Origin of the sequence: Amycolatopsis sp. NPDC051128 (assembly GCF_040682715.1) — a bacterium.
Taxonomy (GTDB): Bacteria; Actinomycetota; Actinomycetes; order Mycobacteriales; family Pseudonocardiaceae; genus Amycolatopsis.
In genome coordinates, this window is the sequence record NZ_JBFBBN010000068.1 from 14,787 (window position 1) to 39,686 (window position 24,900).

At 69.8% G+C, this 24,900-nt stretch carries 25 protein-coding genes and 1 pseudogene; 14 read left to right on the plus strand and 12 right to left on the minus strand.

What is annotated here, in order from left to right; translation table 11 throughout:
- Nucleotides 1-107 precede the first annotated feature (107 nt).
- Nucleotides 108-689 carry a hypothetical protein gene (locus AB0M82_RS41565; protein WP_364734549.1) on the minus strand — a complete coding sequence of 194 codons (582 nt, stop codon included), beginning with the start codon at nt 687-689 and terminating at the stop codon, nt 108-110.
- 188 nt (nt 690-877) lie between these two features.
- On the opposite strand from AB0M82_RS41565, the gene AB0M82_RS41570 reads away from it, so the two are divergent.
- From AB0M82_RS41570 to AB0M82_RS41585, 4 genes are all read left to right on the plus strand, one after another.
- Entirely contained in the window at nt 878-2,440 is a 1,563-nt protein-coding gene (locus AB0M82_RS41570) for an ATP-binding protein (protein ID WP_364734551.1), read from the plus strand.
- 4 nt (nt 2,441-2,444) lie between these two features.
- Nucleotides 2,445-4,334: a glycosyltransferase family 39 protein gene (locus AB0M82_RS41575; RefSeq protein WP_364734553.1), complete on the plus strand. Its 1,890-nt coding sequence runs from the start codon at nt 2,445-2,447 to the stop codon at nt 4,332-4,334.
- 166 nt (nt 4,335-4,500) lie between these two features.
- Nucleotides 4,501-5,196 (plus strand): GNAT family N-acetyltransferase, encoded by a 696-nt coding sequence (locus AB0M82_RS41580; protein WP_364734555.1) that lies wholly within the window; start codon nt 4,501-4,503, stop codon nt 5,194-5,196.
- 339 nt (nt 5,197-5,535) lie between these two features.
- Nucleotides 5,536-8,583 (plus strand): tetratricopeptide repeat protein, encoded by a 3,048-nt coding sequence (locus AB0M82_RS41585; RefSeq protein ID WP_364734557.1) that lies wholly within the window; start codon nt 5,536-5,538, stop codon nt 8,581-8,583.
- On the opposite strand, the gene AB0M82_RS41590 is transcribed toward AB0M82_RS41585, so the two are convergent.
- Both AB0M82_RS41590 and AB0M82_RS41595 read right to left on the minus strand, forming a co-directional pair.
- A complete protein-coding gene (locus AB0M82_RS41590; protein WP_364734559.1) occupies nt 8,580-9,728 on the minus strand; it encodes a hypothetical protein in 1,149 nt (382 codons plus the stop codon). The genes AB0M82_RS41585 and AB0M82_RS41590 overlap by 4 nt on opposite strands.
- The gene (locus tag AB0M82_RS41595) at nt 9,725-10,780 is read right to left on the minus strand and encodes a helix-turn-helix transcriptional regulator (protein WP_364734561.1); all 1,056 of its coding nucleotides are present in this window, start codon (nt 10,778-10,780) and stop codon (nt 9,725-9,727) included. Before AB0M82_RS41595 ends, AB0M82_RS41590 begins: the two co-directional genes overlap by 4 nt.
- Before the next feature lie 245 nt (nt 10,781-11,025).
- Here AB0M82_RS41595 and AB0M82_RS41600 point away from each other — a divergent pair, with 245 nt between their 5' ends.
- The 4 genes from AB0M82_RS41600 (at nt 11,026) to AB0M82_RS41615 (ending at nt 13,299) form a co-directional block, all read left to right on the plus strand.
- Complete coding sequence (locus AB0M82_RS41600) at nt 11,026-11,643, plus strand: hypothetical protein (RefSeq protein ID WP_364734563.1); 618 nt, start codon at nt 11,026-11,028, stop codon at nt 11,641-11,643.
- The gene (locus AB0M82_RS41605; protein ID WP_364734565.1) at nt 11,640-12,323 is read left to right on the plus strand and encodes a Crp/Fnr family transcriptional regulator; all 684 of its coding nucleotides are present in this window, start codon (nt 11,640-11,642) and stop codon (nt 12,321-12,323) included. Before AB0M82_RS41600 ends, AB0M82_RS41605 begins: the two co-directional genes overlap by 4 nt.
- An 80-nt stretch (nt 12,324-12,403) precedes the next feature.
- Complete coding sequence (locus tag AB0M82_RS41610; RefSeq protein ID WP_364734567.1) at nt 12,404-12,676, plus strand: hypothetical protein; 273 nt, start codon at nt 12,404-12,406, stop codon at nt 12,674-12,676.
- Between the two features lie 110 nt (nt 12,677-12,786).
- Nucleotides 12,787-13,299, plus strand: a complete 513-nt coding sequence (locus tag AB0M82_RS41615) for a hypothetical protein (protein ID WP_364734569.1) — start codon at nt 12,787-12,789, stop codon at nt 13,297-13,299.
- A gap of 2 nt (nt 13,300-13,301) precedes the next feature.
- On the opposite strand, the gene AB0M82_RS41620 is transcribed toward AB0M82_RS41615, so the two are convergent.
- Genes AB0M82_RS41620 through AB0M82_RS41635 form a run of 4 tightly spaced genes read right to left on the minus strand, consistent with a single transcriptional unit; the run spans nt 13,302 to nt 16,934 of the window.
- Complete coding sequence (locus AB0M82_RS41620; protein WP_364734571.1) at nt 13,302-14,354, minus strand: thiamine-phosphate kinase; 1,053 nt, start codon at nt 14,352-14,354, stop codon at nt 13,302-13,304.
- Entirely contained in the window at nt 14,338-14,952 is a 615-nt protein-coding gene (gene dcd, locus AB0M82_RS41625) for a dCTP deaminase (protein WP_364734573.1), read from the minus strand. The genes AB0M82_RS41620 and dcd overlap by 17 nt, the downstream gene beginning before the upstream one ends.
- Nucleotides 14,949-15,698 carry a hypothetical protein gene (locus AB0M82_RS41630; RefSeq protein WP_364734575.1) on the minus strand — a complete coding sequence of 250 codons (750 nt, stop codon included), beginning with the start codon at nt 15,696-15,698 and terminating at the stop codon, nt 14,949-14,951. The genes dcd and AB0M82_RS41630 overlap by 4 nt, the downstream gene beginning before the upstream one ends.
- Nucleotides 15,699-15,713: 15 nt before the next feature.
- Nucleotides 15,714-16,934 (minus strand): helix-turn-helix transcriptional regulator, encoded by a 1,221-nt coding sequence (locus tag AB0M82_RS41635; protein WP_364734577.1) that lies wholly within the window; start codon nt 16,932-16,934, stop codon nt 15,714-15,716.
- Between the two features lie 334 nt (nt 16,935-17,268).
- Here AB0M82_RS41635 and AB0M82_RS41640 point away from each other — a divergent pair, with 334 nt between their 5' ends.
- Complete coding sequence (locus AB0M82_RS41640) at nt 17,269-17,592, plus strand: hypothetical protein (RefSeq protein WP_364734579.1); 324 nt, start codon at nt 17,269-17,271, stop codon at nt 17,590-17,592.
- Complete coding sequence (locus AB0M82_RS41645; RefSeq protein WP_364734581.1) at nt 17,589-18,161, plus strand: hypothetical protein; 573 nt, start codon at nt 17,589-17,591, stop codon at nt 18,159-18,161. Before AB0M82_RS41640 ends, AB0M82_RS41645 begins: the two co-directional genes overlap by 4 nt.
- A 38-nt stretch (nt 18,162-18,199) precedes the next feature.
- Here AB0M82_RS41645 and AB0M82_RS41650 read toward each other — a convergent pair whose 3' ends face one another.
- Both AB0M82_RS41650 and AB0M82_RS41655 read right to left on the minus strand, forming a co-directional pair.
- The gene (locus AB0M82_RS41650) at nt 18,200-18,502 is read right to left on the minus strand and encodes a hypothetical protein (protein WP_364734583.1); all 303 of its coding nucleotides are present in this window, start codon (nt 18,500-18,502) and stop codon (nt 18,200-18,202) included.
- Nucleotides 18,503-18,552: 50 nt separating this feature from the next.
- Nucleotides 18,553-18,729 (minus strand): annotated as a pseudogene (locus tag AB0M82_RS41655) (XRE family transcriptional regulator); the annotation flags it as partial.
- A 144-nt stretch (nt 18,730-18,873) separates the two neighbouring features.
- Between AB0M82_RS41655 and AB0M82_RS41660 the strand changes: the two are divergent.
- The 3 genes from AB0M82_RS41660 (at nt 18,874) to AB0M82_RS41670 (ending at nt 22,851) form a co-directional block, all read left to right on the plus strand.
- On the plus strand, nt 18,874-20,130 hold the full coding sequence (locus AB0M82_RS41660; protein ID WP_364734585.1) for a bifunctional glycosyltransferase family 2/GtrA family protein: 1,257 nt from the start codon (nt 18,874-18,876) through the stop codon (nt 20,128-20,130).
- Entirely contained in the window at nt 20,130-21,980 is a 1,851-nt protein-coding gene (locus AB0M82_RS41665) for a glycosyltransferase family 39 protein (protein WP_364734587.1), read from the plus strand. The genes AB0M82_RS41660 and AB0M82_RS41665 overlap by 1 nt, the downstream gene beginning before the upstream one ends.
- Before the next feature lie 160 nt (nt 21,981-22,140).
- Entirely contained in the window at nt 22,141-22,851 is a 711-nt protein-coding gene (locus AB0M82_RS41670; protein ID WP_364734589.1) for a serine/threonine protein phosphatase, read from the plus strand.
- Nucleotides 22,852-22,857: 6 nt separating this feature from the next.
- Here the strand turns inward: AB0M82_RS41670 and AB0M82_RS41675 are convergent, their stop codons facing one another.
- From AB0M82_RS41675 to AB0M82_RS41685, 3 genes are read right to left on the minus strand one after another with little or no spacing between them, the layout of a single operon-like run.
- Nucleotides 22,858-23,334 (minus strand): DUF2127 domain-containing protein, encoded by a 477-nt coding sequence (locus AB0M82_RS41675; protein WP_364734591.1) that lies wholly within the window; start codon nt 23,332-23,334, stop codon nt 22,858-22,860.
- A 26-nt stretch (nt 23,335-23,360) separates the two neighbouring features.
- On the minus strand, nt 23,361-23,801 hold the full coding sequence (locus tag AB0M82_RS41680; protein ID WP_364734593.1) for a hypothetical protein: 441 nt from the start codon (nt 23,799-23,801) through the stop codon (nt 23,361-23,363).
- Nucleotides 23,771-23,965, minus strand: a complete 195-nt coding sequence (locus tag AB0M82_RS41685) for a zinc finger protein (RefSeq protein ID WP_364734595.1) — start codon at nt 23,963-23,965, stop codon at nt 23,771-23,773. Before AB0M82_RS41685 ends, AB0M82_RS41680 begins: the two co-directional genes overlap by 31 nt.
- A 79-nt stretch (nt 23,966-24,044) precedes the next feature.
- Here AB0M82_RS41685 and AB0M82_RS41690 point away from each other — a divergent pair, with 79 nt between their 5' ends.
- Nucleotides 24,045-24,857, plus strand: a complete 813-nt coding sequence (locus tag AB0M82_RS41690; RefSeq protein WP_364734597.1) for a helix-turn-helix transcriptional regulator — start codon at nt 24,045-24,047, stop codon at nt 24,855-24,857.
- The last annotated feature ends 43 nt before the right edge of the window (nt 24,858-24,900 follow it).

A 24,900-nucleotide genomic window follows, 5' to 3' on the forward strand; every position in this document is an offset into this window, starting at 1 on the left:
CTCCAGCGCGGCCAGCACGCCCTGGTGGTCGGCGGTCCAGCGCACCGAACGCCACATTGGGTGCGTTGGACGCAACCAACGCCACATTGGGGCGCATGAGAGCCGAGTCAGCCGGTCCGGGTGGGCGCTCCCGACGGCGGTGCTCCCTGACCGCCGCCCGGCAGCTGGCCTTGGCCGCCCGTGGCGCCGTCGGTCACCGAGGTCGCCGTCGCCGAGTCGGTCACCGAGGTCGCCGTCGCCGAGTCGGCCGACTCGGTCGCCACCACCGTCACCGTGTCACCCGTCGCCAGGCCCGTCGCCTGGTCCGAGGTGATCGTGTACGTCTTCGAGAACCCGTCGCCGCTCTTCGCGGTCAGCGACGTCGCGCTCAGCTCCGTCACCTCGCCCGTCTGCGTGATCTTCGTGACGTAGCCGCCGTTTCCGTCCGAGGCGACGTACTCCCCGTGCAAGGCCGCGCCCAGACCGCCGCTCGGGCCGCCCGTCATGCCGCCCGGCCCGGCCGCGGCGTCGGTGGCCGCCGACGACGACGCGGCCCAGACCGCCGCTCCCCCGCCGGCCACGATCACCGCCGCGACAGCGCCCGCCGCGATCTTCTTGCCCGGCGACCAGCTCGGCCGCGGGGGCGTCCCCGGCGCGGGCGCCGCGCCCCATGTCTGGTCCGAAGTGGACGGTGCCTGCGGTGTGGTCATGTGTTGCTCCTTAACGAGATGCTTCGGTGCGATCCACGGTGGAGCCTCCCGCTGTGTGCGCACTGTGCCCGCCGTCAGCCGTTCCTGTGACCGGACGCTCCCGGCGTCCGGCGACCGGCCGGTCACCGCACAGCAGCCTCACAGGCAGCACACAACGCGCACACACGGCGCGGACGGACGCTGAATCCATGGCCGCGCGCACCACCACGCACCGCCCCCACCGGATCGGCCGGTCGGGGCGGCTCTCGCTGCGCACGAAGCTGACCGGCTCGATGGTCGCGCTGCTCACGGTGGTGTGCCTGATCGTCGGGGTCGTCAGCGAGTTCGCGCTCGACGTGTTCCTCACCCGCCAGATCGACCAGCAGCTGTCCGCCGCGGCGACCCGTTCGCTGGTCTTCGCGAGCAACGCCGCGCAACAGCGCGGCGGGCCGCAGCCCCAGCCACAGCCGGACGACCAGGCGGGCCAGCACCCGCTCGGGCAGAACGTCGGCACGGTGAGCGGCACCTTCTCCGGGCAGCGGCTCGTCCACGACGACAGCATTTCCGAGCACGGCGAACGGCTGCGGCTCACCGCGGCCCAGCAGGCCGTCATGCGCTCGGTGCCCACCGACGGCGAGCCGCACACGGTGTCCTTCGACGACCTCGGCGAGTACCGCCTGCTGGCGCTGCCGGTCACCGGGACGTCCGACGTCGTTGTCACCGGCTTGCCGATGCGGCCGGTGAACGAAACGCTGGTCACCGTCGGGCTGATCCTGTTCGGCGTCGCCGCCGCGGGCGTGCTCGGCGCGGCCTTCCTCGGCGCGTTCGCGGTCCGCCGCACGCTCCGGCCGCTCGATCGCGTCGCGGCCACCGCCGGCCAGGTCACCCAGCTGCCGCTCGACCGCGGCGAGGTGGCGCTGTCCATCCGCGTCCCCGAGGCCGACACCGACCCGCGGACCGAGGTCGGGCAGGTCGGCTCGGCGCTGAACCTGATGCTCGGCCACGTCGCGCAGGCGCTGGAAGCGCGGCACGGCAGCGAGATCCGGGTCCGGCAGTTCGTCGCGGACGCCAGCCACGAGCTGCGGACGCCGCTCGCGGCGATCCGCGGGTACGCCGAGCTGGCCGCCCGCGGCAGCGCGCTGGTGCCGCCGGACGTCGCGCACTCGATGGGCCGGATCCAGTCCGAAGCCGTCCGGATGACGGCGCTCGTGGAAGACCTCCTGCTGCTCGCCCGGCTCGACGCCGGCCGCCCGCTGGACGTGCGCGAAGTCGACCTCACCCGGCTGGTCGCCGACGCGGTCGGCGACGCCCAGGTCGCCGGGCGCGAGCATCGGTGGTTCCTGGAGCTGTCCCAGGACCCGGTGTTCGTGCTCGGCGACGTCCAACGCCTGCACCAGGTGCTGGCCAACCTGCTGGCCAACGCCCGCACGCACACCCCGCCCGGTACCACGGTGGTGACCGCGCTGGCCCGCTCGGCGGACGGCAGCGCGGTGCTCACGGTGACCGACAACGGCCCCGGCATCGCGCCGGACCTGCTGCCGGACGTCTTCGAGCGGTTCGCCCGCGGCGACTCGTCGCGCTCCCGCAACGCCGGCAGCACCGGGCTCGGGATGGCGATCGCGTCCGCTGTCGTCGTCGCCCACCACGGCACGATCGAGGTGCACAGCCGCCCCGGCCGGACCGAGTTCGCGGTGCGCCTGCCCGTGGCCGTGCCCGCACAGCGAGTGCACAGCGTCGACACAATCCGGCCCCAGCTCGGCACCGGAAGCTGAGCTCATGACCGCTGTGACATCCGGGGCTTCGCCCCGGGCCGGGGGCTCCGCCACCCGGAGCCCCGCCGTACCCCCTTCTCCGCCCGCTCGCCGCACCTGGCACCGCCCCGCCCTGGCCGCGCTCCTCCTCGCCACCGCCGTGCTCTACCTGTGGGGTCTCGGCGCGTCCGGGTGGGCCAACGCCTTCTACTCGGCGGCCGCGCAGGCGGGCTCGCAGAGCTGGAAGGCGCTGTTCTTCGGCTCCAGCGACGCGGCGAACGCGATCACCGTCGACAAGACGCCGGCGGCGCTGTGGGTGATGGGCCTTTCGGCACGGCTGTTCGGCGTCAACGCCTGGAGCGTCCTGGTGCCGCAGGCGCTGATGGGCGTCGCCTCGGTCTGGCTGCTGTTCGCGACCGTTCGCCGCACCTCGGGCCCCACGGCCGGGCTCGTCGCGGGCCTGGTGCTGGCGCTGACACCGGCGGCCGCGCTGATGTTCCGCTTCAACAACCCGGACGCGCTGCTCGTGCTCCTGCTGGTCGCGGGCGCCTACTGCGTGGTGCGGGCCCTCGAGAAGGCGAGCCCGCGCTGGCTCGCGCTGGCCGGCGTCGCGGTCGGCTTCGGCTTCCTGGCGAAGATGCTGCAGGCCTTCCTCGTGCTGCCTGCTTTCGCGCTCGCTTATGTCGTCGCGGCGCCGGTGTCGCCGCCCAAGCGGCTGCTGCACCTGCTCGCCGCACTCGCGGCGACTGTCGTCGCGGCCGGCTGGTACCTCGTGGTCGTCGCGCTGTGGCCGGCGGCCGACCGGCCGTTCATCGGCGGATCGCAGACGAACTCGCTGTGGGAGCTGGTCTTCGGCTACAACGGCTTCGGCCGGCTCACCGGCGACGAGGTCGGCAGCGTCGGCGGCGGCGCGGGCCGTGGCTGGGGTTCGACCGGCCTGACCCGGCTGTTCGGCGGCGAAATGGCGGGCGGCATCGCCTGGCTGCTCCCGGCGGCGCTGCTGGCGCTGGGCGCCGGCCTGTGGTTCACGCGCCGGGCGCCACGCACCGACCGCTCGCGCGCGGCCCTGCTGCTGTGGGGCGGCTGGCTGCTGGTGACGGCGCTGGTGTTCAGCTACATGGGCGGGATCATCCACCCGTACTACACGGTCGTCCTGGCGCCGGCGGTGGGCGCCCTGGTCGGCACGGCGGCGGTCCAGTTGTGGCGGCTGCGAGCGAACCCCGCGGCGTCCGGACTGCTCAGCGGCGGCATCGCCCTCACGGCTGTCACCGCTTATCTGCTGCTGCCGGGGTCGTCGTGGCAGCCGTGGCTGGCACCGACGGTGCTGGTGGGCGGGCTGCTGGCGGCGGTCGCGCTGTTCTTCGCGGCGCACCTGACCCGCTGGGCGGCTTCCCTGGTGGCGGCTTTGGGACTGGTCGTGCTGCTTTCCGGCACGGGCGCGTACACGCTGGCAACGGCGGCGACGACCCACAGCGGCGCGATCCCGTCGGCCGGGCCTTCATCGGGTTTCGGTGGCCTCTTCGGTGGTCCTGGTGGCCGCGGCGGCCCGGGTTCGCTGCTCTCGACGACGATGCCGGGCGCACAGCTGACGGCACTGCTTCGGGAAGACACGTCTCACTACACCTGGACGGCGGCGACGGTGCTGTCCAACTCTGCCGCGGGCTACCAGCTCGCCAGTGGCGCCCCGGTGATGGCGGTGGGCGGGTTCAACGGCACCGACCCGTACCCGACGCTGGAGCAGTTCCAGCAATACGTCGATAGCGGGGCGATTCACTATTTCCTCGGCGAGGGTATGACGATGCCGGGAACCAGCGGCTCGGACGCGGCCCAGCGGATCGCCGAGTGGGTCGCTTCGCACTACCAGGCGTCCACTGTGGATGGCGTAACGGTCTACGACCTCACCGCGACCTCGTAGTTCGACTTGTCGTGGGATCCTTCCCGAGGGCGTCACCTCCTGTTCTCGGATGTCCGCCAAACGACTCAGGCCCCATTCGACTCCGACTCGCCGATGCCCCCAGCACGCCCTGTCACCTTCTCTGTGATTGGATCAGACCGGTATCAGGCGAACAGGAGCCCGTGCGATGACCCCTTACGGCGTGTGGCAGGTCGAGGCTCACGAGATTGACCAGCTGACCGCCGTGTTGGGAAATCCGCAGCTCATTGACGACCGGTTCCGCCGCCAAAAGGACGGCGAAGGCAAGCTGTTCGCCGCCTGGAAGGACGACGAGCCCCCGGGGTTGGTCTATTTGTGGCGGCGCGAAGCCGAGGAACAGGAGATCCGGGATCACCTGCCGGGCGTCGCGCTGCTCATGAACCTCGAGGTGCTGCCTCACCTCCGCAACCAGGGCATCGGCCGGAAGCTGATCGCCGAGGTCGAGGGCGAACTGCTCAAGCACGGTCAGGATCAGGTGGCCTTGGCGGTTCGCACGAACAACAAGGGCGCCATCCGGCTGTACCACCGGCTCGGTTTCGCGATATGGGGGCACCCCGACGTGATCTGCTACGCGCGGATCCACAGAAAAAACGGCCGCGTGACGCTGAAGCGGGAACGCTGCCACGTGATGGTCAAGAACCTGCGCGAGCAGGCCTGCCCGGCAGTCACCACCGATGAAAAGCAGGCGATCCGCCGCCATGAGCGGTTCGGCGTGCGCTGGGCTCACCGCATGGCCACTCGCTACTACGCCCACCTGGTTCAGCGTGCCGGGCTCGTCAGACGGGAACGCGGCGACGTGGTGGTCGAGGATCTACGGGAGACCACGCCCGGGCAAGCGGCCTAGGCGAGCTCTCGTGGCCAGGGTCGAGTCGCAGCCCGAGCGCCCGCCGGAACCAATTTTCACGCCCCTTCCCACGGCGGATCTCGACGCTGACGTCGGCGTCCCGCTTCGGTTTCGAAGTCCTCGAGCCAGTGTTCGTCCGTCATCAGTTCGATGATGGCGTGGCTCCGTGGACTTCGTGAACCCGCTGATGTGGAGATCCGATGAGGGTTCCGGCGAACCGGCGGCTTGCATCGATGGGGGCAGGTTGGGGATCCTGGTTCGTCAGGACTCGGTTGGACCGCCCTGAGACGAGGTGAGATGGCACCTTCACGATTGGCCGTGCATCGCACCATCCTCGTTGTGGATGTCGAAGGTTACGGGAACGAACACCGGACGAATCAACATCGGCTCGCCGTGCGCCACGGGATGTATGAGATCCTGCAGGTCGCTTTCGGCCGCGCGGGACTCTCGTTGGACAAATGCCAACTCGACGACTGCGGTGACGGGGTAATGGTTCTCGCCCCACCGGACCAGCCCAAATCACTCTTCGCGGAAGCGCTCCCCGGACAACTGGTTGCCGCGTTGCGCGAGCACAACGGCAAGCACGCCGAAGAAGCGCGGATACGTCTGCGCGTGGCGCTCCACGCGGGAGAGATCTATCCGGATGACCACGGCTTCGCCGGCGCGGCGATCAACTTGACGTTCCGCCTCATCGACTCGACACCGGTGAGGAACGCCCTCGCCGGTTCACCGGGGGTCCTGGCCATGGTCGTCTCCTCCTGGTTCTTCGAAGAGGTCATCCGACATTGCGCGGGCGCGCATGCCGGGAGCTATCGCCCGCTACCGGTCGAGGTCAAGGAGACCAGCACGACGGGATGGATCTGCCTGCCGGACCAACCCCTCGCGATCGAAGCGCCGGGCCGCTACCTCGTGACGTCCCGGCGAACTGCCGAAGACCATCCCAGGTCGATCCCGGAACAGCGGTCCTACGCGAGCCCCACACGTGGCCGCACGTCCATCACGTGGACGCTCCCTCGCGACACGGCCTCGTTCACCGGGCGGACGGAAGAGCTGACCAGGCTGATCAAAGCCGCTCGCGAGGAGGTCGGGCGACAGGTCGTGGGCATCCAGGCGATCGACGGAATGGCCGGAATCGGCAAGACTTCGTTCGCCACCCACGCCGCCCACCTCATGGCCGGCCGGTTTCCGGACGCCCAACTGTTCCTGAGGTTGCACGCCCACACCCCCGGACAAACCCCCGTCAAATCCACCGATGCCCTGGCATCCTTGCTCACCACAGTCGGTGTCGACGCTCAGCACATCCCCGCCGATCTCGACGCCCGGGCGGCGATGTGGCGCGACTGGGTCGCCGGCAAGCGCGTTCTGCTCGTTCTGGACGACGCGGACAGCCACCGGCAAGTCGAGCCTCTGCTGCCCGCGACTCCGGGCTGCCTGGTTCTCGTGACCAGCCGGCGCCGCCTGACAGCACTCGACACCACGATAACGCTGTCCTTGGACACGCTGCCCACTCGCGAAGCGACCGACCTCTTCACCAGCCTCTCGCAGCGCGAGGTACCCGGGCCTCAGGCGGATCTGCTGGCGGACGTGATCGGTTCTTGCGGTCACCTTCCGCTCGCGATTTCACTCCTGGCCGGCCGGCTACGTGACCACCCGACGTGGAGCCTCGAAGACCTCGCCAGCAACCTGCACGAATCGCACGATTGGGTCATCAGGCAGACCCATTCGGAAGAAGTCGCCGTGACCGCGGCGTTCCACCTGTCGTACTGCAACCTGCAAGCGAGCAGGCAACGCTTTTTCCGCTACATAAGCCTGCACCCCGGCACGGAATTCGAGGTTCACAGCGCCGCCGCACTCGCCGACATCCCGATCGCCGACGCTCGGCTGCACCTCGACAGCCTGTACAACGACCACCTCCTCAACGAAACGGCACGAGAGCGTTATCGCATGCACGACCTCGTCCGCGAGTATTCACGGACCCTTGTCGAAGACGAGACCGCCGATGACCGCGAACAGGCGGTCCAACGGCTGCTCGATCATTACAAGAACACGGCGGCGACCGCAGACCGGATTATCACGGCAGAACTCATGAGAGACGCTCCACGAGCCGAACCGCTGGAGGCTTCCTCGCCGGCCGCACCGGCTTTGTCCACTCGCGACGACGCTTGGAAGTGGATGCACACCGAGTCCGCGAACCTGCTCGCCTGCGCGAGGTATGCCGCCGCCCGGTCCCTGCCCGAGCAGGTCATCGGCCTGGCGGCCGCGACAGCGGCGTTCCTGGACACTGTAGGCCCCTGGGACCAGGCTGTCGTTCTGCACAGCGACGCAGCAGCAGCGGCACAGGGCATCGGCGACAGCTTGCACACCGCTGACGCCCTTCATCGCGTTGGGCGGGTTCGGCACCGGATGGCCGAGTACTCGGCGGCAATCTCCGCCCTCTCCGGAGCCTACGAGATCTACTGCGGCTTGGACCACAAACTCGGTCAGGTGGGGACGCTCATCCAGCTGGGCCGGGCGTGGCGGCAGACGGACGAGTATTCCCAGGCGGCCGACGCCTATCTGGAGGCCCTGTCGCTGTCACGCGCGCTCGGCGACCGCATCGACGAGGCGTGCGCGCTCAACGGACTGGGCATCATCCGCCTCGTCAACGGCGACTACACGGCCGCGATATCGGAACACAGCAAGGCGTTGGACATCTACACGACGCTGGGCGACCACATCGGCCAAGCCGACGCGGTCAATGAACTCGGCGTGGCGAAACGGATGACCGGTGACTACATTTCCGCGATCGAACTCCATGAGAGGGCCCTCGACGTATACCGCAGTCTCGGTGACGGATTCCACCAAGCCCTCACCCTCAACAATCTCGGCACTGCTTTGCGAGCGAAAGGTGAGCCGGGGAAGGCGATCGGCGCCCATCGGGAAGCTCTGGACATCGCGAAAAACTTCGGCGATCGCATCGGCCAGGCCATCGCCCTTAGCGAACTCGGCGCGGCGCAAGCGATGACGAAGAACTTCTCCGCCGCGATGGCATCGCATGATCGCGCCCTCGCGCTGTACCGGACGCTCGGGCAACACCTGGGTGTCGCGGAGACGCTGAACCACAAAGGCACCCTCCTGCTCGCTTCAGGAAGGCCGACGGAAGCCAAAGCGCAGCACCAGATGGCGTTGCGGGAGGCCAGGACGATCAACACACCGATCGAAGAAGCACGAGCCCTCGCGGGCATCGGCCGCTGCGTTGCCGTTCTGGGAGACCCGGCGCTGACCCTCGACCATTTCCATGAGGCTCTGGCCATCTACGAACGGCTGGGTGCGGCGGAGAGGTTCGCGATCGCGGAAACCATCGCCGACCTCGCTCCCGCGCAGCGGAACTCGAGCCTGGCCGACTAGCAGCAGCCAACCCGCCGCTTCGCGCCAGTGCTTATCCGGCCGTCGGTGCCCGGCTGGGCGATGTGGCCGACGCCCAAGGCGGTGAGGGCGCCCTCTATCCCCAGACTGCCGCGGTGGTCGCGGATGTGCTCGTGCCAGCGCACGCGGTCGGTCTGCGCCGCCCGCAGGTATCTCACGCACAGGTCCGGCGTGATCAGGTGGCTGCGGCCGATCGACGCTTTGAGCGCTTCGACCATCCTCGCCCGCTTCGCCGGCTCGATCGCCGACTCCACGACCCGGGCGATGGTGGTGCGGATGACCTCACGGCGCGCTTCGAGGAATTCGGCCCAGTACCGTTCGTCGGCGTCAGCCAGCCCCCTGCCGTTGTCCAGCAGACCGAAGACACCTTCGGCGAGGGTGTCCCCCAACTCTTCGCCACGGGCGCGCCGGGGATCGTTGTACGGGTCGTAGTCGTCCTGTAACGCGGTCCCGATGAGGGCCGCTGGCCGCAGCCACCGTTCGTCCAGCAGGAAGAACCAGTCCTCGTTGTAGATGTTGGGGAAGAACGAGGAGAACGCGGATTCGCCGACCAGCATGGCGCCGCCGCCGATGAACGTGTCCTGGGCGGCACCGACCTCGCGACGCGCGTGGCAGACGACCGAGTTGTCCGGCATCCCCGCGTTCGCGAGCCCGACGACCGGGTACTCGGCGAGCATCCCGGCCGCGGCGGCGAGGTCGTCGGGGTCCGGCAGTTTGATGTCGTCGTCGAGGAAGAGCACCCTCTTCCAACCGGCGAGGCTCCCGATGAGCAAGCCGAGGTTCCGTTTGAGGCTGGTGTCGGCAAGCCGGTGGAACCGGCCGAACCGGAGCAGCTCGTCGGTGGCGAAGTCGGGTACGACCCGGGCGGGCAGCAGGTCCATATCGATGGCCGTCACCCGGACGCCTGCCCGCTTGGCCGCCAAGGCGGCGCTCGAGGCGTTGGCTCGCATGCTGCACAGCAGCAGAAGGTGCGCATCGAGCCGCTTCGCCGCGGTGATGGCCTGTTCCAGGTAGGCCGCCTGCCGCCCGTTGGGCACGATGATCGCGTCCAGGTCCGCGCGGGGAGCCTTGGCCGCTTCGACGTGGGTCAGCAGGGCCAGGTGGGACTCGTGCTGCCGCGCGTTCATGCGGCGGCCTCGGGCCATTCGTGCAACCGGTTCTCCTCGATGGTCCAGTCGGGAGTCAGGCCCCGGCCGCCGACGACCTGCACCCGGCTGATGATGCTGAACGACTCCGCGTTGCCGAACCGGCTCCGGAGATAGTCCTGGTTCCGGTCCCGGAACCGCTCGTCGGTCAGCACCCGAACCGCACCCAGGGTGCCCCGGCCATACATTCCGTTACATACGGTCACAGTCCGCTTCCGGTTGAACGGACTCACGCCCCGGTAGAAATGTGCCACGTCTTCCAACAGATGACCTTCGCTGTCCAGCAGGGGCGGGAAAAGCTCCGACCCGCCGGCACGCTCGACGAGGAAGCCGCCAGGGCTGCTGGTCGGCGCGTTTTCGTCTCGCGCGACCTGCCGCACCGGCAGGTCGACACGCTCGATGACGTCGCGGGTGACAGTGTTCCAATCCACGCCACCCAGGAGCACGAGGTGGGTCGTGTAGTGGTCGGCGGTTAGCTCTTCTGTGGTGTGGAAGCTGACTTGGTGCCGCGGGTTGACCGACCTTATGTGACCGAACAACTCGATGAGCGCGTCGGGGTCGGCGTAGGTGTACAGCGAGGTGAAGTCGGCGCTTTCCGGATCTGCGTACGTCAGGTGCTTCCGCAGGTTCAACGGGAGCGCGGCGCAGACGATCGTGACGTCCTCGTTCTCCGGGAAACGCCAGACATCGGTCTCGGGATCGACAGTGCGTTCACGTCCGTCCCGGAGCCAGAGCAGCTCCTCGAGCAGTTCGTCGTGCCGGCCGCGCTCCTCGTCCGTCAGCTGTTCCACCGAGAGGACGCGGACGGTGCCGCCGCCCGCGGACAGGGTGGCGAACAGAGAGGCGTACGCGCTCAGCCGATGGGCCGGCGGGGTGCCCGGCTTGTCAGGGTTCTCCCACGACGAGATCAGCGAAACGCTGAGCGGCTTCTCCCCGCCGAGGGCCTGAGCGAGCTGAGCCTGGGTGATACCGGCCCCCTCCCGCAGCGCGCGCAGACGGCGCGCGAGCGCGGGCCGAGGCTCGGGTGGGGACACGACAGGCCGCCCTTCAGAAAAGTTCAGTATAGTTCAGCGTGGTAGGCAAGAGCGCACATCTTACTCTTACCTACTTCGGCACCATCCGACGCCACGCCAGGGCCGCGACTGAACCGTGACCTTAGCCCAAATTTACCGGACACCAAACAGATAACACCCGATCTAGCTCGGTTGTTCAAGGGCACTCCAGGCCATACAGTCAACTTGACTGAACTTCAGTTCTGACCTGAAGCCAGGAGCGGGCCATGGACACTTCAGCTGACTTACCGCGGCACCGGGCCATCGTGGCGGTCGACATCGCAGGGTCGACCGAGCGGACGAACTCGGTGCGTACCCAGCTCCGCTCGGTTCTCTTCCAGCTTCTCGAGGCGGCCTTCCTGGCCGGCGGGATCGCCAGGAAGCACCGTGATCCGCTCCTCGACCGCGGCGACGGGGCACTGTGCTTCGTCCGCCCGGTGGATCAGGCACCCAAGGCCTTGCTCCTGACGGCGGTCGTCCCGGCGTTGACCGACCTGCTCACCCGGCACGCGGAAAGCCACCCGGAACTCGCCTTCCGGCTACGCGTCGCCGTGCACGCGGGCGAAGTCCACCGTGACAGCCGCGGGCCGTACGGCGAAGACGTCGACATCGCCTGCCGCCTGGTGGACGCCGCCGAGCTCAAACGACGGCTGCGCGAGACGACCGAACCACTGGTACTCGCTGTCTCCCAAGAGATCCACCGGGCGGTCGTGCGGCACGGATACCCGGGTGTCGAGCGCAGTGCGTTCACGCGAGCGGTCCAGATCAAGCTGGGCGACGAACGGCTCAGAGGCTGGCTGTTCACTCCCGAAGCCAGTCGGCCGAAGCAGACTCTCAGCGCGTGACCGGGGAGGGCCGGCGCATGGAGGCGAGTGGGTTCTGGGCCGGCCTGGGCACCGCCGACCGGCAGGTGCTCACCGAGTCCGCGACCCCGCGCTCCTACCGGTGCGGCGAGACGATCTGCCGGGAAGGCGACCACTCCAGCGGCGTGCTTCTGCTGCTGTCCGGGCACGTGCGGATCGTCAACGTCACTCCCGATGGCCGCGAAGTGATCGTCGGGGTGCGGGGCGCCGGCGACGTCGTCGGTGAACTCGCGGCGATCGACGCGATGCCGCGATCGGCGACCGTCGAAGCGTTGGAGGACCTGGAAGTGCTGGAGGTTCCGGGCGCCCGGTTCGCCTCGCTGTGCCGCACGCGGTCGCGGATCTCCTGGGCACTTCTGCTTGTGCTGTCCACGCGCCTCCGGTCGATCGGCAGGCAGTGGCTGGATCTGGGCACCGGCACCGCGTCGCGACGGGTGGCCGCGCACCTGATGCAACTGGCCGTCCAGCACGGCGTGCGGCGGGGCGACGACATCGAAATCGCCCTGCCGGCGACGCAGGCCGAACTGGCGATGACCGCGGCGATCTCCCGCGAGTCCTGGGCACGCGCGACGCGTGACCTCCGTCTGCAGGGGGTGATCAGCACCGGCAGAAAGCAGGTGACGATCCACCGCTTGGGCGAACTCCGGCGTCTGGCGGGCTGAATCTCCGCCTTGTGTGTCAGCTGGCACACGGCGCCGGGCCGGCCGGAGGTTTCCTGGATCCACGGCAGAGGAGGGGCTTCATGGACACCGAAATCACGCAGCCGCGCCGCAGTCTCTGGCGTCGCGGCGTCTACGCGGCCGGGCTCGTCATTCCGTTCACCGCTTCGCAGATCTGGGCGCTGCTGGTGCTCCTGCGACTCGCGCCGCTCCGCGGGCTCGTGGGCCAGGCCTTGGCGTTGGTTCTGCTGGGATCCGCCGTCGCGGTCTGGGCGGGCTGGCGGTGGGCCTGGGGGCTCGGACGGGACCAGGACCGCCGGCCCGAGCACGACCCGAAGACACGGATTCCGACATGACGTCCGCGCCGGCGGTCGTCGCGGCCCTCGTGGCGGGCATCGCGGCCGGACGTCTCTCACGCCACCTCGGCGGCCTCCTTCGCCGCCGGTTGCTCGGAAGGAGCACGGAAATGACCGACAGGCGCACTCCCGCGAGTCCGTTCCCCGTCTGGCTCTACCACTGGCGGTGGGAGATCCTGGCCATCACACTCCTCCCCTACGGCGTGGTGACGTTCGCACTGTTGGCCGGTCCACTGTGGACATCGGTGGTCTTCGGCACCGCCGTCGTCCTGGCGGTGCTGCGGCGCCGGCACCTGCGAGCGCGGATCCGGGCGGTCGCCCTGCAACACCGGCTGCGGGCGACGTTCCCGCAGCTGCGGCTGCCCGGCGGCCGCCGGCCGGCGATCCTGTGGAGCCGTCCCCGTGGCGGTGACATCGTCGTGTCGCTGTTCGGCCGTGAGGCGTTCGAGCACCTCCACCGCCACCGCGCCGTCCTCGCCGCGGCATGTTCGGCACCCGAGGTGTACGTCGACCGTCACCCGAGATACGCGAGCCTGGTGACGCTGACGATCAGCCCCACCGCGGCCCGCCGTGAGCGGGCTCTTCTCCCGAGCAACGTCGTCCCGCTACGCGCCCACAGCTGACTTCAGCGCTTTCCCAGCACGTCGGTGATCACTGTGGACAGTTCACCGCCGTGCCAGGAACTGGCCGAGAACCGCTCCTGCGCGATTCCCTGCCAGGGAGCCTTCGCGGTTCCCAGGGTGAGCCGCGGGTCCGCCGTGAGCGTCCCGATTTCCTGGGCCGCGACACCTTCTTCGCGCAATGTCTTGGTGACCAGCCCGACGTCCTCGGCCCGGGTGGCGACGACCAGTCCCCAGTCGCCCCACGTCTGCGCGAGGTCGAAGGGCCGCAGACCACTCTGCTCGGCCACCTCGGCCACGAGTTCGTCCACTTCGAACTCTTCGGTGACCGCCGCGCCGAGGCCGTTCGCCTCGCCGAGGGTCCGGACGGTGGCGAACAGGCCGTCGGAAACGTCCATCGCCGCGCGGGCGAGTCCGGTGGCGGCCAGCAGCTGCCCGGCTTTCAGCTGGGCTTCGGGCCGGCACGCGCGCTGCCAGAGCTCGTCCGCCGCCGGTGCCGGGAGCGTCGCCCGCCCCGTCTTCACCAGGGCCGCCGCCCAGAGGTGCCCGGGCGAGCCGACCAGCAGCAGTCGGTCGCCCGCCTTCGCCCCGGACCGCCCGAGCCTGCTGCCCGGCACGCACCGGCCGATCGCGGTGGCCGTCAGCTGCGTCGTGGCGCCGTCCCGGATGTCGCCGCCCGCGACCTTCGTTCCGTGCGCGTGGCAACAGGCGTCGACGCCGTCGAGGAGCCGCTCGAACTCCCCGACCGTCGTCGACTTCGGGAGGGTGTAGTTCACGACGAGGCCGAGCGGCTCGGCACCGGCGGCGGCCAGGTCGGACAGGTTGATCGTGGCCAGCAGCCAGCCCGCGTGGAACAGGTCCGGTTCGGCGAGGATGTTGACCAGCGGCGTCGGGCAGCTGTCGGTGGTCGCGACGAGCTCGCTCGGCGTCGTCACCGCGCCGAGCAGGGCGCTGTCGTCGCCGAAGCCTTCCGTGCCGCCGTACCGGGGGCGCAACACCTTTTCCTGGATGCCCCGCTCACCCAGTTCGCCGAGGCTCAGCTCAGTTGTGCCGGACATGATCCGCCAATCGGGACGCGACGACCGCGTGGTCGTTCGAGTAGTTGTGCGGCATTTCGCCGTAGGGCAGCTCGCTCCCGCTCGAAGCGAACAGCATCAAGTTGCAGATCCGGGCGCCGGGATACAACAGCACCGGGTGCCGGAGGTGGTTGACGATCTCCAGGGTGATCACCGCACCCGCGTCCCGGCCGAAGCCGGGGCTGACCTGCCCGCACAGCACGACACTGATCCCGAGCCGCGCGTAGTCGCTGGTCCCGTCGACGAGGCCGGCGAGGTGCTCGGAAAGGCCGATCTTCTCCAGGGTCGGCGCGAGCACGACTTCCCCGGGGTCGACCACCAGCCGGCCATGAGCGTCCAGCTCCTTCGAGACCAGCTGGGGATGGGTCGACCGGTCGGCGACGTCGACCGGCCCGGTCGTCACCAGTGTGAACGCCTCGTGCCCGAGCCGCAGGCTGAGCGCGGCCGGCCGCACGAGCGCGTCGTCGAACGGCTCCACCCGCAGCTCGCCGGACCGGTGGGCCCGCCGGATGGCGCGGTCGGTCAGCACGCCGCGGTCCACGCCCGTCTCGACCTGGGCTCCCAGCTCCACGAACTTCATGGTGCGACCTCCCGGTCGAGGCTCACCAGTAGCTCGCTCACGAGCTTTCCGAAGTCGGCCTCGGTGAGGTCGACGTTGGGCTGGTCGTCGCTTTCCCCCGGCTCGCAGTAGACGACGGTGGTGGGCGTCCGCCGCGGCCCCTGCACCACGACCGTCGCGGTGAGCCCGGCGTCGATCGGGCGCACCGTGTGGACGATCGAGGTGTCACACGTGTACACGTCGCCGCTCTGGACGTGCGGCACCCCGCGGCGTTTGAGCCGGACCTCGCCGTCGGCGACGAGGGCCGCCGGGTTCGCGGGGTCGGTGCCGTAGCGGTACCGCTGGTAGGGCCGGCCGCCTTCGGCCGTCTCCGCGAACTCGACCATGTGCATCCCGGTTCCGGTCAGCACGTGGGAAGCGAACTCCCAGCGATGGCTGTGCGGGTTGGACTCGCCGTCCGACGGCGTCTCGCTCCGCGGCCAGACGTGGAGGCGGATGCGGAACTCCGGCTCGACCCCCGTGTGGAGGACGATCTTCGCGAAGCCGTTGGGATGCCAGTACGAGCGTTTCGCGATTTCGGCGACCGCCGTGTCGTCGGCCGCCAGGTCTCGCAGCCAGGCCGCGAACGCGCGCCGGGAGGCGCGGATGTGCTCGGCCGCCGCTTCGAGCTGGGCGAGGCCGGGCTGGGAGTCGTTGCCGCGCAAGGCTTCCGCGACCAGACGCGGGAAGGATTGGTCGGCGGCGACGACGAAAGGAGTCGTGCTCATCGTGCGGGGACTTCTCTATTCTGCGGCTGGAGGCGGAAGGAACGGAGGTGCCGCGAAGGCCAGCGCGGCCGAGCGCAGGGCCGTCACGGCGTCGAGAGTCATCCAGATCGGAAGGTCGCCACTACCCCAGGCCCACAGGCCGAGGGAGGCTTCGTAGCGTTCCCATAGCGAGCTGAGCGCGCGGTTCAGCCGGATCATCGGCACCTGCGGCGCCTCGGCCAGGGCCTGGACGACCCATGCGGCGGTGAAGTGCTTGATGTTCACCCGGACAGCGTGCCGTGCGCCGGGCTGGGGAAGTGCCAGGTCTTCCGAGACGCCGTCGTCCGGGTGGGCCCGCTCGACGAGCCACTGCGTGCCCACCTCGACCGCTTCCCGGACGTCGGCGCGGTCCTCGCCGGTGCGCAGCAGTTCCCGCAGCGCCACGACGGCCCGCGCGGTGTGCGCCGCGGAGGGTTCCGGCGCCACCAGCCTCGGCTCCTTCTTCTCGCCCCACAGCGGGACGCCGTCGAAGTCGAGCCGCACGGCGAGGAGATCGTCCGTCAGCGCGCGGGTCAGCGGGGCGTCGGGGCCCAGCCGGGCCGACGTGCGCAGCGCGGTGGCGAGCAGGAACGGCCGGGTCCGGCTGTAGTCGTCGAGCGAGTGCTGGAGGTGTTCCAGCCCTTCCTCGGCCGAGAGGATGGTGCTGGCCCGGAACAGCGCGTCCACGACCGCCGCGGTGGCTTCCGGGCGGCGGCCCGCCGACCGGCCCTGCCAGCCGAAGTCGGTCCTCTTGGCGTAGAGCTCCTCGACGACTGTATGTAGGTCGATGTAGGGCTCACCCAACACGACCATGGCGCTGATCCCGTAGGCCGTGGCGAGCGTGGTCTGCTCGCCCCGCTGCTGGAGGTTGTGCCGCCAGCCGGCCGCGCGGCCGTTTTCGTCGCGGATCAGGTGGCCGGCGAGGCTGTGTCCCGCCAGCCGGAAGACTTCGAGCAGCGAGCCGCCCGTCGAGACGACGGCGCCGCCCGCCGGAGCCGGTGACCGGGCCGCTTCGGCCAGGTCGACCAGCGCGTTCGCCGCGCGGAAGTGATCGTCGAGCAGCCGGGCGTTCTCCACCGACGGGAGGTAACGCCCGGTCTCCCACTGCGTCAGATTGGCCCGGCTCACCCCGACGATCCGGGCCACGTCCGCCTGGGTCTGCCCGGCCGCCTTGCGCAGCCGGCGCAGCTCGGCGCCCACGTCCTCGGCCGTTACCACATCAGTACCTATCGGCTGCGCCGCAGCCGACATAGAATGTAGGTAAGCATTCGGCACCTGTCTTACCTACTCAGGTAGGCGAACGTAGGGAGGTGACAATATGTGGACACAGAGCGCACCTTATCTCATCGGCGACGGGTTGCTGCCCCTAACTCTTCGGCGCACGCCCAAACGGGTGAGAACCGCAGCTCGGGGGCCCCCTCATCGGCGGATCGATCGCGACCACGCGCGCCTGGGGCACTACCCGATGTGTCCGGCGGCCTCCCCGAGCCGCCCGTGGGCGCCCATACCGGGCTGCCCGTCCGAGTCCGTGCGCTGTTCCGGGGGTGACACGATGGAAGACCACAACCTACCTACGTCCGGCCAACGTGGTTGGTTCGACCGGCTGCTGGACCGTCTCGGCGCCTGGCTGTTCGCCGCCGAGGAAGACGCCCGCGCCACCGCGCGCGGCTGGGAGGTCCGGCGCGGGCCGCGAGGCGCCCGCACTTATCGCGATCCCCGCTGGGACACCGTGCACGGCTGCCATTCCTGCGGCGGCCACGGGCTCAGCCTCACCGATGGCGCGGCCTGCCCGGCCTGCGCCGGCACCGGAGTCGTTCGCTCGGCGCCCGCGACCACCGTCCCGGTCGCCGACGGCTGGAAAGGAGCACGGTCATGACCCGCGACCACCACGCCACCGAGCTGGCGCGCCAGCTCACCCCCGTCAAGCGGCCGAATCCGGTGCTGTGGCTCTACCACTGGCGTTACGAACTCATCGCCGTGACGCTCCTGCCCTACGCGTTGGTGAACCTCTTCCTGTGGCTCGGCCCGCTGTGGTCCGCCGTGGCGCTCGCCGCGGCGTTCAACTGGGTCTTCTACTGGCGCGCCGCCCGCCGCCACCTGCGCGGCCGGCTGCGTGCGATCGTCGTGCAGCACCGGCTCCGCACGGGCTTCGCGGGAACGCGGATCTGCACACCGGACGGCCGCCGCCCGGCGATCCTGTGGACCCGCCCGGTCGACGGCGACGTCGTGGTCACGCTGTTCTGCCCGGCCGGCATCGGATTCGAGCAGATCCACGAGCGCCGCCACCTCCTGGCCGCGGCGTGCTTCGGCTCGGAGGTCTACGTCGACCGAAGCCCGAAGCACGCCCACCTGATCACGCTGACCGTCTGCGCCACCCCGGCACGGAAGGAGCCGGGCAGGGCCGTGTCGCCCAACACCGTGGTCCCGATGCGCGCCCACAGCTGAGATCCGCTGTACCCGGCTCCTGAGCCGGGCACAGCGACTCATTCCACAGATTCGTCTTCGCCCTGCTGGGCAGACCGGGGTTCTTCAGCAGGCACATCGGCATCGACGCGCCCCCGAAGAGCGACAGTGACCACGACGACCATGAGGGCGAAGGCGACCATGAGAACGGCAAGGGCGTAGATGGCAGCCGCGGGTGTACCCGTCAAAACACAGGTGAGAGCCACGACCAGCACCAGGACGACGACACCTGACGCACCGCGCGCCGCGACGGCCTGGAACAGCGCTCGCAGCCGGTCGGAAGACCAATTCGTCACGATCAGCCCTTCCGGAGAGACGGGCATGGCATCACATCTGACAACAACGAACCTGGTGTGTTCATCGTGCGGGTTCTCTATTCTGCGGCTGGGGGAGGAAGGAACGGAGGTGCCGCGAAGGCCAGCGCGGCCGAGCGCAGGGCCGTCACGGCGTCGAGAGTCATCCAGATCGGAAGGTCGCCACTACCCCAGGCCCACAAGCCGAGCCCGGCTTCGTCGCGTTCCCACAGCGAGCTGAGCGCGCGGTTCAGCCGGACAGCCTGCGGGCCGCAGGCAGGGAAAAGCCCGGTTCGTCCGAGACGCCGTCATCTGGCCAGGCCGGGCACAGCGCACAGCGCACAGCAAGCGCACAGAGAGATCACACGATCACCAAAGCGGGACCGGCGACTGTGGTTCCCATGACAGCCACCGCCTCCGCTTCGCGGCCCGGGACCGTCCCGGTCGACTTGGCCGGCCCGCAGCCTGTTCTCGACGTCGTCATCCCGGTCTACAACGAAGAGACCGACCTCGAACCGTGCATCCGCCGGCTGCGCGACCACCTGGCCGAACACGTCTCCTACCCGTACCGGATCACCATCGCGGACAACGCGAGCACCGATGCGACGCTGCGGGTGGCCGAAAGACTGGCCCGGGAGTTCCCGGAGGTGGCGGTCCACCACCTCGACGAGAAGGGCCGCGGCCGCGCGCTCAACGCCGTCTGGCGGGCCTCCGACGCCGCCGTCCTCGCCTACATGGACGTCGATCTCTCCACCGATCTCGCCGCGCTCGGGCCGCTCGTCGCGCCCCTGCTCTCGGGGCACTCCGATCTCGCCATCGGCAGCAGGCTCGCGCGGGGAGCGCGAGTGGTGCGTGGCCCGAAGCGCGAGTTCATTTCCCGGTGCTACAACCTCATCCTGCGTTCGACGCTCGCCGCGAAGTTCAGTGACGCGCAGTGCGGCTTCAAGGCCATCCGCGCGGACGTCGCCCGGGAGCTGCTGCCGCACGTCGAGGACACCGGCTGGTTCTTCGACACCGAGCTGCTCGTCCTGGCGCAGCGGGCCGGGCTGCGGATCCACGAGGTGCCGGTCGACTGGGTCGACGACCCGGACTCGTCGGTCAACATCGTCAAGACCGCCACCGCGGACCTCAAGGGCATCGCCCGCGTCACGAAGGCCACGTTCACCGGGGAAATCCCGATCAGCAGGCTGCGCGAGCAGCTCGGCCGGCAGCCGATCGGCGTCGACGCGCCGGGCGTGCCGCCGCGGCTGGTGACGCAGCTGGTGCGGTTCGCTGCCATCGGCGCCAGCAGCACCCTCGCCTACCTCGTGCTGTTCCTGCTGCTGCGGACCGCCGTCGGCGCGCAGCCGGCGAACTTCGCGGCGCTGCTGGTGACGGCGATCGGCAACACCGCGCTGAACCGCCGGCTCACGTTCGGCATCCGCGGCCGGGCCGGCGCCGGGCGGCACCAGTTCGAAGGGCTGATCGTGTTCGGCCTCGGGCTGGCGCTGACGAGCGGTTCGCTCGCCCTGCTCCACGGATCCACCACCCCCGGCCTTGTCCTGGAGATCACCGTGCTCGTGCTGGCGAACCTCGCCGCCACGGTGCTCCGGTTCCTGCTCCTGCGCGGCTGGGTGTTCAACCCGCGCCGCCAGGCCGTCACTCAGAAGGAGTACTGATGACCGCCCTCCTGCCCACTCCGGTCACGGAGCGACCGAAGCACCGCAAGGAGTCCGACGCGCACCCGCCACCACGCTGGGTCCGCCCGGCGGTGTTCGGGCTGCTGGCCGCGACCGCGGTGCTGTACTTCTGGAACCTCACCGCGTCCGGCTACGGCAACTCGTTCTACGCCGCCGCCGTGCAGTCCGGGACGCAGAGCTGGAAGGCGTGGCTGTTCGGGTCGCTGGACTCCGGCAACGTGCTGACCGTCGACAAGCCACCCGCGGCACTGTGGGTCGCCACGGCGTTCGCCCGGATCTTCGGGTTCTCCAGCTTCACCGTCCTGGCGCCGCAGGCGCTGATGGGGGTCGCGTCCGTCGGGATCCTGTACCTCGCGGTGAAGCGGACCTCCGGCCCGGCCGCCGGGCTGATGGCCGGCGCGATGCTGGCGGTGACGCCGGTCGCGGCGCTGATGTTCCGGTTCGACAATCCGGACGCGCTGCTCGTCCTGCTCATGATCGCCGGCGGCTACTTCGTCGTGCGGGCCACGGAAAAGGCGAGCCCGAAGTGGCTCGCGCTGGCCGGGACCGCGATCGGGTTCGGCTTCCTGACCAAGATGATGCAGGCGTTCCTGGTGCTGCCGGCGTTCGGCCTCGTGTACCTGCTCGCCGCGCCGACGTCACTGGGCAAGCGGCTGCTGCACCTCGGTGGCGCGGTGGTGGCGCTGGTCGTCTCCGCGGGCTGGTTCATCGCGCTGGTCGACCTGTGGCCGGCGTCGTCGCGGCCCTACATCGGCGGGTCCGAAGGGGACAGTCTGCTCGAACTCGCGTTGGGCTACAACGGTTTGGGCCGCATCTTCGGCGGCGAAGGCAACGGCGGCGGCATGGGTGGCGGCGGCATGGGCGGCAACACCGGGTTCGGTGGGGCCGCCGGCCTGTTCCGGATGTTCGGGGCCAGCTTCGGCACCGAGATCTCGTGGCTGCTGCCCGCCGCGCTGATCGGCCTGGTCGCCGGGCTGTGGTTCACCCGGCGTGCGCCGCGCACGGACCGGACCCGGCTGGCACTGGTGCTGTGGGGCGGCTGGCTGGTCGTGACGGCGCTGGTGTTCAGCTACATGAGCGGCACCGTGCACCCGTACTACTCGGTCGCGCTCGCCCCGGCGATCGCCGCGCTGGTCGCGATTTCGGGCCGCGCGCTGTGGCAGGGCCGGGCCCACCTGGCGCCGCGGGCGGTGCTGGCCGGGATGGTCGTGGCGACCGCGGTGTGGTCGTTCATCCTGCTCGACCGGACGCCGGAGTGGTTCCCGGCGCTGCGGTGGATCGTCGCGGCGCTCGGCGTGCTGACCGGCACGGTGCTGGTGATGGGCGTACCGCCGCTGCGGAAGGCCGCGACGGTGATCGCGACGGCGGTGGTCCTGACCATCGGGGTCTCGTCCGCGGCGTACGGCGTCGAGACGGCGTCGGTGGCGCACAGCGGTTCGATCCCGGCGTCCGGCCCGACGTCGAGCGCGATGGGCGGCTTCGGTGGCGGACCCGGCGGAGAGGATTCGTCGTCGAGCGCGATCGGCGCGCTGCTGGCGAAGACGACGACGAAGTGGGCGGCCGCGACGACGGGTTCGCAGAGCGCGGCCTCGCTGGAACTGGCCAGTGGCAAGGCGGTGATCGGCATCGGCGGCTGGAGCGGCTCCGACCCGGCCCCGACCCTGGCGGAGTTCAAGGCGTACGTCGCGGCGGGCGAGATCAAGTACTACGTCGAAGGCGGCCGCGGCGGCGGACCGGGCGGCGGTTCGACCGAGATCACCGCCTGGGTGACGGCGAACTTCACCGCCACGACGGTCGACGGCCAGACGGTGTACGACCTGCAGAGCTGAGCGTCACCTCAGGGTCGTGAGTGAGAAACAGGGGTAGAACGCTGTTTCTCACTCACGACCGCTTTTGCGGTAGCGGATCGACACTGCCGGCACAGGAAAGTCTCAGACGGCCCACAGGTTCGGCGCGGATCATGGCTACCGACGGGATGAGGAGGCCGCGATGATCACGACACGTCCGGGTTACCCGCGCTGGCACACCGCGAGCGCGCAGGGGCCACGCTCGCTCAACGCCGACGCCGTCGGCGCGTACGCCGCCGCCGGTGGGCCCGGCGTCGTCTTCGCTCTCGCCGATGGCGTCGGGGACGATCCCGCCGCCGCCCGAGCCGCCCGCACCGCCACCGCGGCCGCCGCTCGCACGCCTGTCCACAAAGGACCCGTCGAAGCCGTTCTCGCCGCGCAGCGCGCGGTTCGGGAGCAGACGCTCGGCGACGCCGTGCTCGTCGTCGCCATGCCGGCCGAGCACGGCGGGTACCGCATCGCCTGGGTCGGCGACGCCCGCGCGTACGCCTGGGACGGCACCACGCTGAGCCCCCTGACCACCGACCACACGCTCGCCGAATACTTCCGCGCCCACCACCAGCCGGTGACACCGCGGATGGAGCACGTCGTCACCACCAGCGTCCGCACCGCCGAACCGCACGAGATCGGCACGACGGAGACCACGAGCGCGGGCCTGCTGCTGACCAGCGACGGCGTCCACAAGCCGCTCGCCGGCGGCGGTATCCGCGCGGTGCTGGCCCAGCCGGGCACGGGCGCCGCCGAACTCGTCGACGCCGCGCTGGCCCGCGGCGGCTCGGACAACGCGACCGCCATCTACGTCGAACCCCTGGAGGCCGACAGCACGACGGTGCGATTTCCCGTCGCCGCGTGAACCCGGCTAGCCGCGTTTCAGCTGCCGGTATTCCCGTAGCACCAGCACGATGATCACGACGTCGAGCGCGGCGAAGAACGGCAACGCGATCGAGTGGGTGTGCACCGCCCGGAAGATCTCGTACACCACGAACGCCGTGAGGATGACGGCCGCGACCGGGTAGGCGCGGACGATCTTGCGCGCCAGTGCCCACACCAGCCCCAGCTTGATCAGGCCGTGGGCGAGCAGGTACGCGACGGCGAACGTCTTCGTGTCGCCGTGGAGGAAGTTCTCCGTCGCCGACTCGAGGTGGCGGGCGAGCGTGCCCGATGGGTCGCCCAGCAGGTCGCGGGTGATCACGGCGTGGGTGAACCCGCTGACGACCGCCGCCGGGATGAACGCGAGGATCAGCGCCCCGACGACCTGCAGCGCGCCGTCGAGGCCCTTGATCGCGATCGCGATCCGGAAGAACTTCTCGGTCGCCGTCGTTTCCTGGTCGGCCATGCCCCCAGCTCAGCACGAACGGCGGATCAGCGCATGTGGAGGCACTTTTCGCACCGTTCGTGCCGGGCTGTCCGGCCCGCGGGGTCGGTGCCGTAGAACGGGAAGCACGCCGCACCGCAGACGGCCAGGAAGATCGGCCCGCACCGGAGGGGGTGCGGGCCGACCTGGTGGGCGACGGCCAGTGCACGCCGCCGTGCGCCCGATTCGGGGAGCCAGCCGTGGTCCGGCAGGGTGGCGCGGACCTGGATGTCCAGCTCGTCGGCCCGGGCGACGAGGTCCGTGCCCAGGTCACCGAGCCGCTCGCCCAGGTCACGGAGGATGTCCGGCCGCGGCGCCTCCTCGCCGACGGTCCTCGCCAGCCACGCCAGGTCGAGGGCGAGCGAGACGTGGAGGTCGCGAATGCGGTCCAGCAGCCGGTGGTCCCGATCCGCGTCCGTCAGCACCGCGCCCGCCACGCCGACGCGCATTCGGCACACGTCGGATCGAACCAATTTCCGCCGAGCTGCGGAACGTCGCGCACCGCGACGGTCACCTCTTTCCCGCACAAAGTCATGAACTGTTCTTCCGGACGCGGAGGGAAAGGCCCGTCGAGCGCGTGACGCTTTCCCTCCGCCTGCTGCCACCTCAACATGATCTCCAGTTAATCTGTCCTGTTCGGTTGACACCAACACACTGAGAGGGTGATGGACGGGCGTTCGTACTATCGAGCCATGAAGGCGACTTCTTCGACGCCGCGCGCTCGCGCGTTGGCCGCAGGGCTGCGCGAAGTACGCGTAGCGCACGGGTTGGGCTTACGCGAGCTGGCGCGCATACTCGGCTTCGCGCCGCAGGTGCTCTCACTGTGGGAGAAGGGGTTGAGGTTGCCCACGGTGGCGGACGTGGCGCTCATTCTCGGCTTCTTCCAGGTGCGGGGAGAGAAGCAGAAATACCTTCTGGAATTGGCGGGCTCCGCCCGTGAGCCCGACTGGATCACCGCCGACATTTCGAGTTTCCACCATTTCGAGCAAGACACGATCAAGTTGGTGAACCGGGAGACCGGAATAGTTCCCGGTCTCCTGCAGACCGCCGACTACGCGCGGGCGATCTTCGAAAGCTCCACACTCCCGATCGACCAGGTCGACTCGCGAGTGGCCGCCCGAATGGAGAGGCAGAAGATACTCACCGGCCGCACTCCCGTCGCCCTGCAGGCCATCATCGACGAGCACACCCTCATGAACATGGTCGGCAGCCAGGACATCATGTCCGACCAGATGGATCGCCTCGTGGAAGCTTCTCGGCTCCCGCACGTTTCGGTCCGGGTCCTCGGCGCGACCGCGAGCTACCACCCCGGCAGAGGGGGTTCGTTCCTGGTGATGGAGTACGAGAGCGCATCGCCCATTGTGCTGCTGGAACACTACCGGTGCAGCGCTTTCCTCTCCGATGCCACAAAGGTCGCCGCCTTCCGCAAGCTCGCCAAAATTCTTGCCGACTCAGCGATGAGCGAGGAGCACTCGCGTGAGAGAATCGCCGAAGCCGCGAGGTGAGAGTTTCCGATGGTCGCCACTCAATGGCGCGAGTCCGCTCACA